General features: G+C 45.1%; 13 protein-coding genes. 6 read left to right on the forward strand and 7 right to left on the reverse strand.

Annotated features, from left to right (window positions below; all coding sequences use genetic code 11):
* Nucleotides 1–90 precede the first annotated feature (90 nt).
* Entirely contained in the window at nt 91–801 is a 711-nt protein-coding gene (locus QUA23_RS03530) for a Uma2 family endonuclease (protein ID WP_333073243.1), read from the reverse strand.
* Nucleotides 802–832: 31 nt separating this feature from the next.
* On the reverse strand, nt 833–1,876 hold the full coding sequence (csaB, locus tag QUA23_RS03535; protein ID WP_333073245.1) for a polysaccharide pyruvyl transferase CsaB: 1,044 nt from the start codon (nt 1,874–1,876) through the stop codon (nt 833–835).
* Between the two features lie 305 nt (nt 1,877–2,181).
* Between csaB and QUA23_RS03540 the strand changes: the two genes are divergently transcribed.
* The 3 genes from QUA23_RS03540 (at nt 2,182) to QUA23_RS03550 (ending at nt 7,021) form a co-directional block, all read left to right on the forward strand.
* Nucleotides 2,182–2,496 carry a DUF2499 domain-containing protein gene (locus QUA23_RS03540; RefSeq protein WP_172186134.1) on the forward strand — a complete coding sequence of 105 codons (315 nt, stop codon included), beginning with the start codon at nt 2,182–2,184 and terminating at the stop codon, nt 2,494–2,496.
* Between the two features lie 16 nt (nt 2,497–2,512).
* Nucleotides 2,513–2,932 (forward strand): lysozyme inhibitor LprI family protein, encoded by a 420-nt coding sequence (locus QUA23_RS03545; protein WP_333073249.1) that lies wholly within the window; start codon nt 2,513–2,515, stop codon nt 2,930–2,932.
* Between the two features lie 189 nt (nt 2,933–3,121).
* Nucleotides 3,122–7,021, forward strand: a complete 3,900-nt coding sequence (locus QUA23_RS03550) for a DNA polymerase III subunit alpha (protein WP_333073251.1) — start codon at nt 3,122–3,124, stop codon at nt 7,019–7,021.
* Here QUA23_RS03550 and QUA23_RS03555 read toward each other — a convergent pair.
* From QUA23_RS03555 to QUA23_RS03565, 3 genes are all read right to left on the reverse strand, one after another.
* On the reverse strand, nt 6,998–9,088 hold the full coding sequence (locus tag QUA23_RS03555) for a serine/threonine-protein kinase (protein ID WP_333073252.1): 2,091 nt from the start codon (nt 9,086–9,088) through the stop codon (nt 6,998–7,000). The genes QUA23_RS03550 and QUA23_RS03555 overlap by 24 nt on opposite strands.
* Before the next feature lie 325 nt (nt 9,089–9,413).
* Entirely contained in the window at nt 9,414–9,752 is a 339-nt protein-coding gene (locus QUA23_RS03560) for a DUF3593 domain-containing protein (RefSeq protein ID WP_333073253.1), read from the reverse strand.
* A 297-nt stretch (nt 9,753–10,049) separates the two neighbouring features.
* On the reverse strand, nt 10,050–10,700 hold the full coding sequence (locus tag QUA23_RS03565; RefSeq protein ID WP_333073254.1) for an ATP-binding protein: 651 nt from the start codon (nt 10,698–10,700) through the stop codon (nt 10,050–10,052).
* Nucleotides 10,701–11,285: 585 nt separating this feature from the next.
* Between QUA23_RS03565 and QUA23_RS03570 the strand changes: the two genes are divergently transcribed.
* Nucleotides 11,286–12,029, forward strand: coding sequence for a pentapeptide repeat-containing protein (locus QUA23_RS03570; protein WP_333073257.1), 744 nt, complete (start codon nt 11,286–11,288; stop codon nt 12,027–12,029).
* Nucleotides 12,030–12,133: 104 nt separating this feature from the next.
* Here the strand turns inward: QUA23_RS03570 and QUA23_RS03575 are convergent, their stop codons facing one another.
* Both QUA23_RS03575 and gatA read right to left on the reverse strand, forming a co-directional pair.
* The gene (locus QUA23_RS03575) at nt 12,134–13,117 is read right to left on the reverse strand and encodes an alpha/beta fold hydrolase (RefSeq protein WP_333073260.1); all 984 of its coding nucleotides are present in this window, start codon (nt 13,115–13,117) and stop codon (nt 12,134–12,136) included.
* Between the two features lie 118 nt (nt 13,118–13,235).
* Nucleotides 13,236–14,696 carry an Asp-tRNA(Asn)/Glu-tRNA(Gln) amidotransferase subunit GatA gene (gene gatA, locus QUA23_RS03580; protein WP_333073263.1) on the reverse strand — a complete coding sequence of 487 codons (1,461 nt, stop codon included), beginning with the start codon at nt 14,694–14,696 and terminating at the stop codon, nt 13,236–13,238.
* Between the two features lie 1,076 nt (nt 14,697–15,772).
* Between gatA and QUA23_RS03585 the strand changes: the two genes are divergently transcribed.
* Nucleotides 15,773–16,228, forward strand: coding sequence for a helix-turn-helix domain-containing protein (locus QUA23_RS03585; protein WP_333073429.1), 456 nt, complete (start codon nt 15,773–15,775; stop codon nt 16,226–16,228).
* Between the two features lie 207 nt (nt 16,229–16,435).
* Nucleotides 16,436–17,737 carry a serine hydrolase gene (locus tag QUA23_RS03590; protein WP_333073265.1) on the forward strand — a complete coding sequence of 434 codons (1,302 nt, stop codon included), beginning with the start codon at nt 16,436–16,438 and terminating at the stop codon, nt 17,735–17,737.
* Nucleotides 17,738–17,739: the final 2 nt, after the last annotated feature.

A 17,739-nucleotide genomic window follows, 5' to 3' on the forward strand; every position in this document is an offset into this window, starting at 1 on the left:
ATATTGATTTTTGCGAGGTTATTCAATACTTTTTAATTAATGAGCAATCTTAAATTGCAGAGGGACAATTTTAAACTGCTCATTATTGCATTATGCCTCTGGTTCCATGCCTGCTGCTCTTAATTGTGCAGCTAGTCGATCGGCCCGCTGCCGTTCCCTTTCTACCATCTCTGCTCCCCACAATAACATCTCTCCGCTTTCATCCCACCAGCGCAGCCAATATCCGGTTCTTTCGGCTTTTGTTCCTTGCCAAATACCTAGAAATAATCCAACTCCTTCAATCCAATAACGATTGTTTGAATCCGGCTGCTGTACTTGATATCTTCCTAATGAATTCAACTGATAGACTTCGATAACTCCGGCGGCAGGTTCAAAAAGTGCATATATTGGCACTCGCAATACTTGCTCGTAAAAAAACCATTTTCCCGGCGGATACGTTGGTTTTATCGAATATTCATCGTTGGGACTAGCTGACAAAAATTCCATCACAATCGCCGGGACTTCTCCTTCTAAGTTGGGAGTGTAACTGCGGCGAATTTCTTGACTAGAAAGCGGCTGGACGTTGCGGGCATAAAACCAATCTGGAGCTTTGATAACTAGCTTGCTGTCTACTGTCGCACAAATTCCCATGTTTGGGGCAACTAATATTCCTGTTACAATTAGCCCTGCAATTTCTAAGATTTCCCGCAAGGCGGCAGCGAGCAAGGGCTGGTCGATATTTTCCACAGGTTCCTCGTCTAAAATGAAGTCGTCGGGCAATTTTTCCCAGGTAATTTTCAAGTCTGCTATACTGGCTGTCACGGTATTTTACCTCTTATTGATACTGCTATTACTAAGACTGCTGGAGTGCGGTTTGCAATACTTCTCGGTGAAAGAGCGATCGCCCTACTATAAATTTTATCCTGTCTGGCGATAAGGCGTCGCCGTTGGCATAGTGTTCGATCCAGGTTTTGCTGATTAAATAAGGATCTTCTGGCAATTCTGATAATAAGTATCCCGGCATTTCTAACTCGTCCATCAATTGACTGACTTTCGGGTCGTAGCTGAGGGCAAAACAGCGGCATTCTTCGGATGCTGCCATAATTAAACTGTGGTAGCGCATCCCGATCGCCATTTCGACTCCCCGGAACACTCCTTTCAATTTTCTCGGGTCGTCTAAACTGAGGATGCGGCTCCTTTTCGGCAGGGCTTCGTGCAAATGTTTCGCAATTTCTAAGTCGTGAGATGCTTGAAAAGGCAGCAGCAAAATTAAGGTGCGAGTTGCTTTTTGAAAGTCAACTAAAGCTTGAGTTAAAATTGACAAACGCGCTGGAGTTAGTGTAGAATGAGAACGCAAACAAACAGCTACTCTGGGTGCTGGCAAATCCCACAAACCAGACACGGGAGAATTCTCCAAAGCCCACACGGGATCGGGCGCTAAAGTAAAGGGAATTTGCCAATCTGCAAGTAAAGTAGCTGAACCTTTATCCCTCACGCTGACGGCGGTGCATCCAGCAAAACAGCGCTGAGATAACTTGCGAGTCATTTCGCGCTTCAAAGGCCCAATTCCCTGGGCCCAAGCAACTGTTTTTAAGCCCATCCGCTGCGCTAATCCCATCAAACCCCCATAATAGAAAGGGCTCGCAATGCTAGTAGCGTCTTGGATTAAACTACCGCCGCCCCAAATTAGCGCATCGGATGTGCGGAGTGCTTCGAGAACTTGGAACGCATTCATGCGATCGCGCGCAGCTACCCCGTACCGCTGATTTGTCTCGACAGGATTGCCAGACAGGACGATCGGCGTCACGCCATCTGGTAACATTTGCAGTAGCGATGCCAACAGCGCCTCGTCGCCGCCGTTGCCTTTACCGTAATAGCCGCACAAAATTGCTCGCATTTCTACTCTTTTCTTTGTTTGTAATGGGGAATCTAACGATTTTAGATTTTAGATTTTAGATTTTAGATTTTTTTGATATTTGAGATTTGAAATTTGATGCTACTACCAAAAAAATGCTACTGTCATCAAGCTTCAAGGCTTTACGTCATCAGTCAGCTCAAATCGCAAATCTAATAAAATCTCAACTCGCTAATCTAAAATTGTATGACGCATCATACTTTATATGACAGTGGCGTAAGTCCCGATCGATAAATCTTTCATCTTCGTTATCGATAAATCTTTCATCTTCGTTCACAATACAAAAAATGCACGCTTTGTCAATTCCCACCTGGATTATTCACATATCTAGCGTCGTCGAGTGGATTGCCGCCATCTGGTTAATTTGGACTTACGGCGAAGTCACTCAAAACCGAGCTTGGTGGGCCCTTTCCGCCGGAATGCTGCCCGCTCTCGTCAGCGCTATGTGTGCCTGTACATGGCACTATTTTGACAACTCTCCCGCCCTAGAATGGATCGTTACCCTGCAAGCGGCGATGACTCTCATCGGCAATTTTACTCTGTGGGCGGCGGCTTGGTGGATTTGGCGATCGGCTCAGCCAGCAGAGAAAATTAAAGATTAAAAAAAGGAGAAACGAAGTGAAAAATAGCACTGTTTGGGTAAAATTTGTCGCAAGTTTGCTGTTGTTGACAGCCGGATTTTTGCTCCCCAGCAAAGCCAGTAACATTCCCGTACAAGTCGCCCAACAGCCTAACTGCAAAAATCCTCAAACCACGCTAGAGATGAATGTCTGTTCCAGTCAAGAGTTTGAGGCTGCAGACAAAAAGCTCAATCAAGTCTATAAGCAACTGCAAGCAAAAATCAGCAGTAGACAAAAGCAGAGATTGACTGCGGCACAGCGTACTTGGATAAAATTTCGAGATGAAAATTGTGATTATGCAAAAGGGCAGTTTGAAGGTGGTAGTTTGGCTGCTTCTACCTACGGTTATTGCAGAGCAAGAGTGACGCAAGAACGGATTAAAGATTTGGAAGGTTATTTGAAACAAGCAAATTTGTAAAAGTTTGATTGCGAGCGAGAATAATTCACCCATTCGATCATCAATACCGCGACAACCTCATCTTTTGCACTTCGAGAAGCCCCAGCACAAACCAGATCAAGAGCGATATAAAGCTTTGTTTTTTATTTTACGCTTTGACACGCCAATGGTGTAGAATCTAAATTCTCAAATCTTATATTTTAAATCCCTATGTCCTTCGTTGGTTTGCACATTCACAGCGATTATAGCTTACTAGATGGGGCGTCTCAGCTACAGCAGCTCGCAGAACGGGCGGTGGAATTGGGTATGCCCGCGATCGCCCTTACAGACCACGGGGTGATGTACGGCGCGATCGAGCTAATCAAAGTTTGCCGAAATAAAAATATTAAGCCGATTATTGGCAATGAAATGTATGTCGTCAACGGCGACATTGAAGTCAAAGTTCGAGGTAGAAGAAAATACCATCAAGTTGTTTTAGCTAAAAATACCCAAGGTTATAAAAACCTCGTTAAGCTAACCACAATTTCCCATTTAAAGGGAATGCCTGAAAGAGGTATTTTTGCCCGACCTTGCATTAACAAGGAACTGCTAAAACAATACTCCGAAGGTTTAATTGTTACCAGTGCTTGTTTGGGCGGCGAAGTTCCCCAAATGATTCTGCAAAACAAGCTAGATGCTGCCCGTGAAGTAGCCACCTGGTATAAAGAAGTATTTGGGGAAGATTACTATATAGAAATTCAAGACCACGGTTCCCCGGAAGACCGGATTGTTAATGTTGAAATCGTCAAAATTGCCCGTGAACTCAAGATTAAAATAATTGCCACCAATGATTCTCACTATATTTCCTGCAACGACGTAGAAGCACACGATGCTTTGCTGTGCATTAACACCAACAAACTGATTGAAGAAGACAAGCGGATGCGCTACAGCGGCACTGAGTATCTTAAGTCTGCAGACGAGATGGCGCAACTGTTTCGAGATCATTTGGATGATGAAACAATCAAAGAGGCGATCGAAAATACCCTAGAGGTCGCAAATAAAGTATCGAGATACGAGCTCACAGGAGAAGCTCGAATTCCCACAATTCCAATTCCCCCAGAACATACAGCCGATACTTATGTAGAAGAAATATCCTGGCTGGGACTCTTAGAACGCCTCAAAGCCCGCACCAGAAATGAAATCCCCCCCGTCTACAAACAAAGACTAGAATACGAACTGAAAATGCTTCAGCAGATGGGCTTTTCGGAATACTTTTTAGTAGTTTGGGACTACATAAAATATGCTAGAGACAATGATATTCCAGTAGGGCCAGGACGCGGTTCTGCCGCAGGTTCTCTAGTTGCCTACGTCCTCAAAATCACCAATATAGACCCCGTACACCACGGATTACTATTCGAGCGATTTCTCAATCCAGAACGCAAATCCATGCCAGATATTGATAGCGATTTCTGCATAGAAAGGCGAGACGACATGATTAAATACGTTACTGAAAAATATGGTAGCGACCGCGTAGCGCAAATTATTACTTTCAACAGAATGACATCAAAAGCTGTATTGAAAGATGTTGGGAGGGTGTTAGGTATTCCCTACAAAAAAGCCGACGAAATGGCAAAATTAATTCCCGTGTCCAGGGGAAAACCGGAAAAACTTAAAGTGATGATTTCCGATGACACACCTGCACAGGAATTTAAAGACAACTATGAAAATACAATTTGCATAAATGCAGAAACTGGTACTGAAGTCCCAGTTCGTCAGTGGATTGACATGGCAATTCGTATTGAAGGAACCAACAAAACCTATGGGGTTCACGCGGCAGGTGTGGTAATTTCTTCAGAACCGTTGGATGAACTTGTACCGCTGCAAAAAAATAATGAGGGTGCTGTAATTACCCAATATTTCATGGAAGATTTGGAATTTTTGGGGCTGCTGAAAATGGACTTTTTGGGATTAAAAAATTTAACAACGCTTCAGAAAACAGTTGATTACATTAAGCAAACCCAAAATCTAATTGTCGATCCCGAAATGCTACCTTCTGATATAGAGCGCAGAGCTCAAGAGACTTTTGGCAGAATCAAAAAGTTACCTGATGATGTAGATAAAACTTATAGACTTTTAGAAAGGGGAGATTTAGAAGGTATTTTTCAGTTAGAATCCTCTGGAATGCTGGATGTAGTGAAAAAACTCAAACCTTCCTGTCTGGATGATATTTCTTCTATTTTGGCACTTTACCGACCTGGGCCGCTGGATGCAGGTTTGATTCCTCAGTTTATTGACTGCAAGCACGGTAAAACAGTTGAGTACGATCATCCGCTATTAGAACCGATTTTAAAAGAGACTTACGGAACGCTTTGCTTTCAAGAGCAAATTATGCGGATGGCTCAAGATTTGGCGGGCTATTCTTTGGGTCAAGCTGACTTGCTGCGGCGCGCAATGGGCAAGAAGAAAGCTGATGAAATGCAGAAGCAAAAAGAAACGTTTATCGACGGGGCAACTAAGAATGGAGTCAGTCAAAGAATTGCTGATAAACTGTTCGCGCAGATGCTGCAATTTGCGGAATACTGTTTTAATAAATCCCATTCAATGGCCTATGCGTATATCACGTATCAGACGGCATATTTAAAGGCGAATTATCCTCTAGAATACATGGCTGCACTTCTGACTGCTAACAGGGGCGATCAGGATAAAGTACAGAAATATATTGCCAATTGTCTCAAGCTGGGTATTGAGGTTGAGCCGCCAGATGTTAATAGCTCGGAACTTACTTTTACACCGCTGCCCAAACTGATGACTGGAGCTGCAAAGGATAAAATTTTGTTTGGAATTTCTGCGGTGAAAAATGTGGGAGAAGCGGCGATTGAAAATATTTTAGCGGCGAGGCAAGAAGGCGGTAAGTTTAAATCGCTGGCTGATTTGTGCGATCGCGTAAATCTCCATTCAGTCAACCGCCGCGCTTTAGAAGCATTAATTCAATGCGGTGCTTTTGATAAAATTGAACCCAACCGCAATCAATTAGTACACGATCTCGAAGGGGTTATTAAATGGGCGCAAGAGCGCAAAAGAGACCGAGAAAGCGGTCAAGGTAATCTTTTTGACTTGTTAGGTGCCAATAGCTTCGGGAAGTCGGTCAATACCTATGAGTCGGCGCCAAAATCTAAATTGGTACCAGATTATGAAAAACAGGAGAAATTGCGTTTAGAAAAAGAACTGCTTGGCTTTTATGTATCAGAACATCCCCTAAAGTTTCTCATGCAAGTAAACGAAGACCCCGATGTGGTGACTCTCGAACAGTTAGCAGATAAAAAGGGGAAAGTATCAGTTATTGTCATGCTCAGCGCTATCAAAATGGTAGTGACAAAAAAAGGCGATGCGATGGCAATTTTGCAATTAGAAGATTTGACACATCAAATAAAAGCTGTTGTGTTCCCCAAGGCTTACGAACAAGTAAAGCCTTACATTGTAGAGAATGCTATCTTACAGATTAGTGGAAAAATTGAGAAAGATGGCGAGGAAATTCAGATAATTGTAGACACTGCAAAGCCGGTTGAAACAGTAGAGGTTGCAGAGGAAATCGAGAGGGTTCAACTGCAGACACCAAACTCTTGGGCGACGGAACCGGAAACACCAAACTCTTGGTCTGCGCAACCGGAAACACAAAATTCTTGGGCGGCGGAACCAGTCAACGTTGTACGATCGACAAAACCTGTCGAAGTTTTAGAAATGGTGATTGTCAAGCTGACACCGCAGCAAGTACAAGACGGCAAAAAACTCAATTCCCTCAAAGCTATTTTGCAAGAACTTTCCAATCGTGGAGAAGGTGCTAGCGTTTCTGTCGGCGGAATTGTTGTCGGTGAATATTCCTGTCAACCCCTTCGCATTAACCGTCAATTGTGGGTGCAAGATGGCGAGGGAACTGTTAGCCGTCTCAAGTCGGCTGGATTTGATGCTTGGGTGTTTCCTCTCAACAATCGCGGGGATGCTGCGGTGTTTCGAGAAATGCGATCGCAACTTAATGTACATTCTTGGGCCAGTCGCTTACTTGACACTAACACCGATCGCCTTCACAAGTATGTCACTTATCTCGCCCAACTAAACAGACGCGCGCCAAATTAACACTTCGCCGCCATCCCCACCGGTGACTAAAGTTTGACCGTCAGGACTAAAAGCCACCGGATTGCACCCAGCCAGACTGCACAAACATTCTCCTGTTTCCAGGTTCCAGAGTTTAACCGTACCGTCTCGGCTGCCGCTAGCCATAGTTTCGCGATCTGGACTAATCGCCACCGAAATCACCGCATCAGAATGCCCCCTCAAAGTATTAATCAATTCCCCTGTATCGGCATTCCACAATTTAACAGTAGCGTCGGCACTTCCACTGACAATCATCTTTCCATCTTGACTAAATGCGATCGCATAAACCCAATCTGAATGACCGACAAAAGTCCGTACACTCTCCCCAATACCTACAAGCCACATCTTTATAGTTGTGTCAGCACTGCCGCTGGCAAGCATCATACTTTGAGGGCGAAAACTAACAGATAAAACCTTATCAGAATGTCCCGAAAGTTTTTGAACCAATTCTCCGTTGCGCTGGTTCCACAACTTAATACTCTGGTCGCCGCTAGCACTCGCAATCGCTCCAGAGTCGCAACTAAAAGCCACCGAGTACACGGAGCCGTAGCGATGACTGTATGGCGAACCAAAATCGCTGTAAAATTCGCGAATCATCGCCTTTTTATCCAGCTTCCACTCAATGACTTTTCTGTCAAAACTGCCACTAACCAGCATTCTCCCGTCTGGGCTGATTGCCACAGCATCAACCGTTGCGGAATGACCGAAAAAAGTATGGATGAATTCACCTGTTTGCAGGTTCCACAGCTTAATTGTTTTATCGTCGCTGGCGCTAGCGAGAATATTGCCTTGAGGATTAATAACCACAGCATTAACCGGGGCTGAATGGCCTTGGAGAATGCGCTCGCACCGCCAGTTATTAGACGACAATAATCTCGGATTGCCAGCGGATGGTACAACATGAATCTTCTGGGGCGGCGCGGCAGAGACGGCGGTTGCTGTATTTGGCTGCGAGTTAGTTACTGGCGAATTAATAGCGATTTTGGCGGGCGAATTATAACAGATTTGAGAGCGGGGATATTGCCCAATATTTACCAAGTCTTGCAATACTTCAGCAGCGGATTGATATCGCTCTCGTACTGAATCTTTGAGCAATTTATTCAAAATAGTTGCTAATTTTTGGCTGACTTTTATGCCTTTTTGCGCCAAGTGCGATCGCCAAATCCATTTGCATTCCAAAGCATCGAACAAATCCTTCAATACCGCCCCAGTTAGCAGGTGAATGCAGGTAACGCCCAAACTGTAAAGGTCGCTCGCCGGATACGCCTTGCCGCTGCGAATTTGTTCGATGGGCGCATAGCCTGCAGTTCCAGTTATCGTCCCTGTTTGCGCCTCAGAAAGGCCGGTAATGTGCTTAGCAACTCCAAAATCTACTAACACAAACTGACCCCCCCTGGCCTTCCCCTGTACAGCAGGAGATTCAGCGACAATTAGCCCTTTCATACCAGCAGAAGATTGAGGTAAATTTGCCCGTCCTTTTCCTTTACCCGGATTTGAGGTGCTATATCCCGCTGCTGCCCACAAGGTTTGGGGAGTTCTCCGCACAATATTTTCCGGCTTAATATCCCGATGAATCACCTGCTGCTCGTGAACAAATTGCAAAACAGGCAACAAATTGATCAACAATTCCCAAATCTGTTCCTCGCTAAAAGCTCCCTGCTGCTGCAACTCCTGAAACAAATTATTTCCCTCGATTAACTCTTCCACAAGATACAGACGTTTAGCTTGTTCAAAAGAAGCCAGCAAACTTGGAATCTGCGGGTGTTCTCCGAGTTCGTGCAATCGATGAGCTTCTTGTTTGAACAGTGCAGTTGCCTTTTCTAATTCAGCTTTTTCTTGAACTTGAGGGAAAAATTGTTTGATGGCGCAGGGAGTTTTCAACCTATCTTCATCGACAGCTAAAAAAGTTCTGCCAAATGTTCCTTCACCGATAGGTTGAATGGCGCGGTAACGCTCTTTCAGTAGCAATTTAGAGCCGCACGCCAGACAAAAATTGGTTGAGTCAGCATTCTGCGGCTTTTGGCAATGGGGATTGAGGCAATAGCTCATCTTTTTTCCGGCCTGGAGATTCCCACCACAGCTAAACTTAGCAACATGGTAGTCTGTTTCCACTCACGCCCAGAGCACCATTCTCGATAATACCTGAGAAACTCGCTTTCTAAACCCAAAATCTCGGCTCTCAGGTTGAGCCCGTGGCAAGAAACCAAGGTGAGGACACTAGAAGTGCTTGATGTGAGTTTCCATATATTCTAATGCTTTCCTAAAATTTTGCAGGTTGGCGGCTCACAAACTGATATGTCAACAGTTAACTGTTAACTACGGCTATTGTGGAGCATTTATGCGGAGAGTAAAGACAAAGCTGAGACGATCCCGGCTATTCTCCCCCGTCTAAAAGACACTCTTGCTCCTCGCCGCCCTTCTGTGAGGATGCTTTGGCTTTAATCACTGCTTCTCTAAAGCCTAAGACTAATAAAATATTGGCAAGTGTTAAGAATAGTTCCGCAGAACCGTGCAGCCAATCGACATTTGCTAAGGATTCGTTGTAGGCAACTTTTGCGTAAATTGCGGCGGGAATCGTCACAGCCACAAAAACGAGAGTGCCGTAAAATCCCATCAGAGCTAAACGGGGTGTTTTTCCCGATCGAGTCAAAAACCAGAGAAATCCCAAGTATGGAAATAGAGACAGAACAAATAAAGTTTCTTTGGAAATCATTAGTAATTGGTGAGCGACCAGATACTATGATAAATTAAAATATCAAAAATTAGTGTGAATAATTTTTAACTTTTAATGTTGAGTTTTTAATATTTAATTAGACAGATGCACCCGTTTCTATAAAACCGCTATAGAATCACCCAAGACCATAGCTCTTAACCCAAGCTGCAGCAGGTCGGCGTTATTCAAAAACCCTCGCCCACGCGCAGACAAAACCCGTAACTTTTCCCCTAACACCGTTTTTAGCATAACACATTTTTCACCGTGCCAGTCTGTTATTTGTCCCTCACTGCAAAGCTACCCAGCAATTAGAAATAGAGACTGTGCCAAACTTTTCTGTCTGCTAGGCATCAAGCAAGCATCGTTCACAACCTCTAAATCCAAGTCGTTATTTCTATCTGCTGCCAGAATTTCCTTCAGCTTAGCATCAAAATCAAAACACGGGCCGCAATCCCAAACTTTGAGTTCCAACCGTCCGTTGAACACCTTAATTTCCAGTTGAACAGGAGTTTCTACTGGCAGATTTTTGTGAGCGTGGCGAACTGCATTAGTGAAACCTTCAGCCAACGCCAACTGCAAGTTCCACCAAACTTCATTGGGGAGCGATATATCTTTCAACTGTTCAAACCACAACAAAACTTGGGTTAAAGCATTGACATCTGTGTTGACTTGCAGGCTAATATGTTGAATACAAGTTTCATTCAGCTCTTCTTCCTGCTGTTTTTCAGTCTGCCAATCCCAGGTGTTTAATAAATTCATTAACCCATCTAAAATGCTAGCTTTTTTTATATTTTGGGAGCGATTGCGATTTTCTACTTCGTAAGTTTTGCTCAGCGACAAACAATTCCGATTGTCGAGAGTCCGGGTGTAACTGATCTCGTCTGCAATCTGCCACATGAGTTTGATCCCCCTGCCGCCTTCTGCAAGTTGATCTATGCTGTTCGACATCTATTTTCCTCGTCTGAAAGTATTAGCTATACCCAATTTTCCCACCCGCCGAGACATTTGGTATTTTTTTTATACTTGCTTGCTCGGTATTATTTCGGGGATCATACAAAAATGCTATCTTCTTTATAGAAGGCAGCGCATCAGCAATATGTCTTAAGAGTCTAAGCCAATTGGCTTATTTACCTATCGCCTGTACGGAGAACGATCGCCCTCGGCAGCAAAATCCAACTGCATCGCTTACAAATACTTATCCGTTGTCCGAGTCTGCCACTTGTCGCAGCCGTTGCAAGCTCGCGAATCCCTGGTATTGAGGGAATCCTGCAGTTCGCCGCTCGCTGCAAGGGAGCCTTGATGTGCTGGCTTTCATCCCCAACGCCTAAGTAATATCCGCGAGCGCGATCGAACCTTACACCGTCGATTCACGTCCATCCACTAGACTAGGACTTACGCAAACAACCCTGTTTCTGCTTAGAATATTGGGTTTGGCAGCGAGGAACTAACGAGGAAACCGGGTTTTTGGTCCCCCGCACGTAAGTCCAGCAGACAAATCGGTGATGAAAGGCAGTTACAGGACTTACCCAGACTATGACCAAAATCAAACTGAAAATTCTGACTGCAGCTATAATGCTACTCCCATTTTGCGCCGCACTTCCCTTGCAAGCTCAAAATCTGTCTCTAGTCAAGCGGCTGCTAGAAACCAGAGGATGTCCCGGATGCGACTTATTTGGCGCTTCCTTGAGCCGTGCAGATTTGTTTGGGGCTTCCTTGAGCCGCGCCACTCTCAGCAGGGCCGACTTAGTTGATGCCGACTTGACTGCGGCTGACTTAATGGAAGCTAATTTAAACAACGCCAACATGAGAAACGCCTTTTTGGCTGACGCCGACCTCAGCAAAGCCGACATGAGCAGGGCCGACATCAGGGGAGCTAACTTAGAAAATGCTAACCTCAGCGAGAGTTTTCTGCGAGACGCATCGCTCCAGTTGGCTAACTTAAAATGCAGTAATTTGAGCGCGGCTAAACTAAGTAGAACCGACCTGAGAAATGCCGATTTAAGCGGTGCAAATCTCAGCGGTGCAGACCTCCAAGAAGCCGATTTAAGCGGTGCAAATCTCAGCGGTGCAGACCTTAGATCTGCTGACTTGAGGGATGCGAGATTGAACAAAGCTAATCTCACAGATGCCAATCTCTGCGGGGCCCGGATGCCCAACAGAAAAATATCTCGGCGAGGCTGCGAAGTTAAGAAAGAACAAGCGATAAGCACGAACAATTACTGCAATTACTGCTATGCCTTGAATGACTGGTGGCTGAATGTATTAAGGTTTTACTAAACGGTATCATCGCCATAATTGCTCCGCTTCAGGTATGTACTGTTAGAAGTACGAGCAGGCGGTACAGATATTAAACTAAGCCTGTTACCGCCAATAGCTTTTATCTACTGTGAAGAACCTAAAAATTGGCTCAGTATTTGCAGATATTCTGCACCCCCGATATGGGCCACATTAGTGTGACCTCCATCAGGAACTATGTACAACTGTTTGGGCTCAGGTGCTGCCTCAAACATTTTTTTGCTCATTTCGACTGGAACTACATTGTCAGCAGTCCCGTGAATAAAAAGCACGGGCATTTGCAGGCGATCGACTTTTGAAAGAGAATCAAACCGCTGTGTCAGCAACAAATCTATCGGAAACATCCAAAACAGCCCTTTTTGGAAATTAACCATCGCCCGCGTCGAAGTAAAAGAGCCTTCTACGATTAACCCAGCCGCCTCCGGGTGACGCACGGCTAGATCGATCGCGATCGCGCCTCCCAAAGAATGACCGTAGAGATAAATTTGATTCGGGTTAATCCCCCGCTGTTTCACCAAATAATCCCAAGCAAGTTGAGCATCCTCATAAACCTGAGATTCACTCGGAAAATCGCCCTGGCTTTTTCCATAACCACGATAATCCATCACAAATACCGACAAACCTAATCGATGAAATCGATAAGCGTGTTCGACATTTGCTCCCACATTTGAAGCATTGCCGTGCAGGTACAAAACTACCCCCCCTAATCCCTTGTTAAGGGCGGGAACCGTAGCGATGGCCCGTTTGTCACTTTGGGGGGTAGCCAGAAATGACTCCCCCTTTCTTGCTCCACCCCTTGCTAAGGGGGGGCTGGGGGGATTTCCCGAGGCAGGAATCCACCACCCGTGCACGCTGTTCACCGCGCCTGTTTTAGTTGGAATTGGCAACCAGACATCTTGATATTTCAACTGAAAATCATCTGGCGTAGTTTCGATCGCCCGCGCGGGAAAAAAGATAAACTTACCTTGTGCTACAAATAGGAATACACAAGCAGCAGAATAAGCAACGGCCAAAACTATCCCAAAAGCTATTAGCGATTTAGACAAAAGGAATACTAGCAACTTGTTCATAGATAGAGCACGCGGGAAATTAGAGATCGCTCAAAAGCTAATGGCAAATGATTAATTCAGACAATTAGCCAAGATCGATTACTAACTTCCGCCGCAGCATTCCGCCGATTTTCAAAAATTAATCCAATTCCGGGTGGTGTAAGTGCCAATTCGTAGACTGTTCGTAAGCGTGAGCTACTTGAAACAACCGAGATTCTTGCAAAACATTACCAATCAGTTGTATACCCACGGGCAGTCCTTTATCATCAAATCCGCAGGGCAAACTCAAAGCTGGCAAACCAGCAAGATTCACGGGAATAGTCATCAAATCTGACAAATACATACTCAGGGGGTCATTGAATTTTTCGCCTGCTTTAAATGCGGTAGTAGGAGCAGTGGGACAGACTAAAACATCAACTTGAGAAAAAGCTTTTTCAAAGTCTTCTTTAATCAAAGTCCGAACTTTTTGAGCTTTTAGATAATAGGCATCGTAATATCCAGCCGAGAGTACGTAAGTGCCGATCGCAATCCGGCGTTTAACTTCTGCACCGAACCCTTGAGAGCGAGTTTTGGCATACATATCCAAAAGATTATCGGGGTCTGGAGACCGGAAACCGTACTTGACTCCATCATATCGCGCCAAATTCGCCGAAGCTTCCGAGGGAGCAATGATATAGTAAGTGGGCAAACCGTAGCGGAACCGGGGACAAGAAATTACTTGAATTTCTGCTCCCAATTGTTGAAATTGTTCGATCGCCTTAGTAACGGCTTCTTTAACCCCCGAGTCCAGCCCTACACCAAAAGTTTCTTTAATTACACCAATTCTAATCTGACCCTTCGGTCGCAAACTGGGTCTCAAAGCTTGGGCATAGTCAGGAATTGGAACATTCAGACTCGTGGAATCTCTCGGATCGTAACCCGCGATCGCCCCCAACAAAATCGCCGCATCCTCAACAGTCCGGCCAAAGGGCCCGATTTGATCGAGAGAAGAAGCATAGGCGACCAAACCGTAGCGAGAAACCAATCCATAAGTCGGTTTCAGCCCCACCAAACCGCAAAAAGCAGCAGGTTGGCGGATTGAGCCGCCTGTATCCGAACCCAAACTCACGACACATTCTTCGGCGGCTACCGCTGCGGCAGAACCGCCAGAAGACCCTCCCGGCACGCGCTCCAAGTCCCAAGGATTCGCGGTAACTTGATAGGCAGAAGTTTCTGTCGAGCTCCCCATTGCAAACTCGTCCATATTCGCCTTACCCACAATCACCGCACCGGCTGCTTGGAGTTTGGAGACGACAGTGGCATCGTAGGGAGGAACAAAATTCTCCAAAATTCGAGAGGCGCAGGTTGTGGGAACGCCCTCGGTACACATATTATCTTTAACGGCGATCGGGATGCCGGCCAACAGGCCAATTTGCTCTCCGGCTGCGATTTGGGCATCCACTTTATGGGCCTGCGCCAATGCGCTGTCTGCCGTCACGCACAGAAAGCTTTTCAACTTCGGCTCTACCTGGGTAATTCGGTCTAATGCTTCTTGAGTAATTTCCACAGCAGAGCGTTCTTTATTGACCAGTTGTCGGTGCAACTCGCGGATGGATGCCATGCTCGTACCTTTATCATTTCTACTTTGAGACAATACAGTTAATATAACTGGCAATTGTACCTGCTTACAGCCCGAAGGCAAAGTCGGCTATTTTTGTGGCGAAAGTTCGATCGCGCGATCGGTCATTTTATATACAATAGATTAAATTCCCAGAATCCCACCAGACACAAAATAGCGATCGAGTTTTTTACCTAATCTTTTAACAAACCAAGAATGCAACTGTATCAGGACTGATGAAAAAAGTGGTTTGATGCGAGATTTATATGAGTAAGGGGTAATGTGTGCAGTGCGACCCTACATAATTAGGTTCTGCCTCCAAGAATGTGTATGCAAGATCACAATCATTAGGAAATCAGTCATTCCCAATTCTGTAATCTAAATTTTAAAATATTAGAACCCAGCTTATCTTTGACGAAACTTAGTATTTATGGTATAAAAAAATGTATATAAAATACACTACTTCTATATTCTTACTGCTTTATTCCGGCAAATATATTCAGATAAAATTAAATATGTACTAATAATATAGTACCAGTTTTGTGAGAGATAATTTATTTTAAAGACATATCTTGAAGCATCTGTAGCTGAGTTGAACGAGATTACTCCCCTCCTGGCTATCCAGAAAAATCAACTGAAAATAAAAAGTTACGACAAATATAATATTAGATTATGACAGCACATCCCCTAATAATTATAACCAGATTATGAAGGGAAATTTTTAGTCAAAAATTACTGAAAGTTATCAGTCATCCGAGTGAATTAATGGCGAGTGTGCGATCGAAGAAAATAGCGATCGACCTTTTCCCATACACGCCCATTGTGCCAGAGGTCAAAAAGCCTGTCAGAAATCTGGGGTTCACAAAAAAGCTCGAAACGCTCACCGCCACGCCGAGGTATCCTGTTGCGCGCACCTGCAAAAAAACAGCAGTCCTTCCTCAAGTGCGACTAGCTGCGTGCATCTGGGGTAAAAAAAGCTACTTATTTGCCCGAACGATCCCCAGGAAAATAATTTCATCCGGAATTATCCCCAAAACCAAAGATATATGGTAAGAAGTTCCCGATGCCCCGTTGGAGGAATGCCACCTAAAGCTCACTTAGAATCCCACCTGACGGCAGAGGAACTCAAAATTCGCTACCGGCAGGCACAAAACACCACAGAGTCGCGCCGCTGGCACTTGCTGCTGTTAGTTTCCCGAAATTGGACTATCAAACAAGCAGCCCAAGTCGTAGGCCTCAACTACGACTACGCCAAAGAAATTGTCCAGCGCTACAACCGAGAAGGGCCTAACTCTGTGAGAAACCGCAGCGGAGACCGCCAGCCCCCTCCTGCGAAATCCTTGCTAAATCCTGAACAGCAAGAAGAACTGCGACAAGCGCTGCAAGGCTCTGCCCCCGACGGCGGAGACTGGACAGGCCCCAAAGTAGCTCGCTGGATTGCCGAAAAAATCGGTAGCGATCATGTCTGGCCCCAACGCGGCTGGGATTACCTCAAGCGGTTGGGTGCTGACTGGCGACGGCGGCGCAAAAAGTAGATAGTTCCCAATATTTAAAGGGGGTTGATTGCTTTGGTGCGATCGCTCCCTTTATTTTGGTTATTTTGCCACATTGGGGCGATCAAAACCATTTTAGATTTTAGATTTTAGATTTGTTCTTCAATCTAAAATCTAAAATCTAAAACCCTTTGACTGATGTAACAATAGCTGCTTATATTGAATGTGGTGGTGTTGAGGATGTTAAATATGCGAGATATTAGGTGTTTTTTGTCGATCGCCAACAAGATGGCGGCAGTAGTAGCCGGCATTGGACTGGTTCAGATGTTAACCATCGCAACTTCATTCTCTCAGTCATCTAACCCGCGTTCCTTAGACGAACTCTACAAAATTCGCGATCGGCTGATCACCGAATTAGAACAACCCTCCTCTCCCTCGCCAGAACCAACTATCCTCTCCGGCTTAGTTCCCTTCGCCGCCAATCCTCAAGAACAACTGCTACAGCAGTTGCAAGCGGTGGAAGCTCAAATATTAGTAGAACAGAGGGCTAACGACAACTTACAGCAAGCAGTCCGTTTAGCCAACAGAGCCGTAGAAACTAAACGGCAGCCAAATCAGTCGATCGAATCTTCGCAGCAAACTCAATTTTTTTGGAACCAGGCCCTCAACAACTTGCAGGAAGTTCCTCAAAATTCATTTTTAGCTTCGCTCACTGCCTCAAAAACTCAAGAATACCGGGAAAATTTAACAGCAGCAACCTTTCAAGTGCAGCAAGCAAAATCTGATTTTTTGGGTGTGCTTGCCCGGGAAAGCGGTTTGTCGGCTCAAGCTTCGATCGGTGTTTGCAACCTTTCTAGAGAGTGCGTAAACCTCCGGGGCGATGTGCCTCCTGCCAGTCCGGCCAGCTTAATTAAATTGCCGATTGCTGTTGCCCTGATGCAAAAAGTCGAAAAAGAAAAAATTAGTCTGAACCAGGAAGTATTAGTCAGTCGCGGTAATTTCACCGAAGACGCATCGGCAAAGATTAGGTCCAATCGCAATTACCCGCTACAGCTACTGTTAGAAGAAATGATCTATCGCAGCAGCAATATCGCCACCAATCAACTAATCGATTATTTGGGATCGGATTACATCAATCAATATTTAGATAATAGCGGCTACGAAGTCACCCGCGTCAACTTCAAATTAATGGGGGAAAGAATTATGCCCTCCAACCCCGGTTCTGGTCGCAACCGCCTGACTGCTAACGAACTCACCGAAATGATGGTGCAAATTTACAACGGCGAAACACCCGGTGCTAAACTATTAATAGAAACTCTCAACCGCCAGTACGATCACGCTCTGGGATTTGCTGCCTTGCAAGGAACTAAAGCTCAGTGGTTGGGCGAAAAAACCGGCCAAAATTCGCGGGTGCTCGGCACAACTTTAGCGATGAGCATTGACGACGAGGCCTATGTGATTACTGTGATTGACAGCCGCAGCGGCGAGCTACAAATGCGCCAGTCTATTTCTAAAATTGCCGATTACATTGTCCAAAACCCCAGCTTTTAACC

Origin of the sequence: Microcoleus sp. Pol1C5 (assembly GCF_036701115.1) — a bacterium.
Lineage (GTDB): Bacteria > Cyanobacteriota > Cyanobacteriia > Cyanobacteriales > Microcoleaceae > Microcoleus.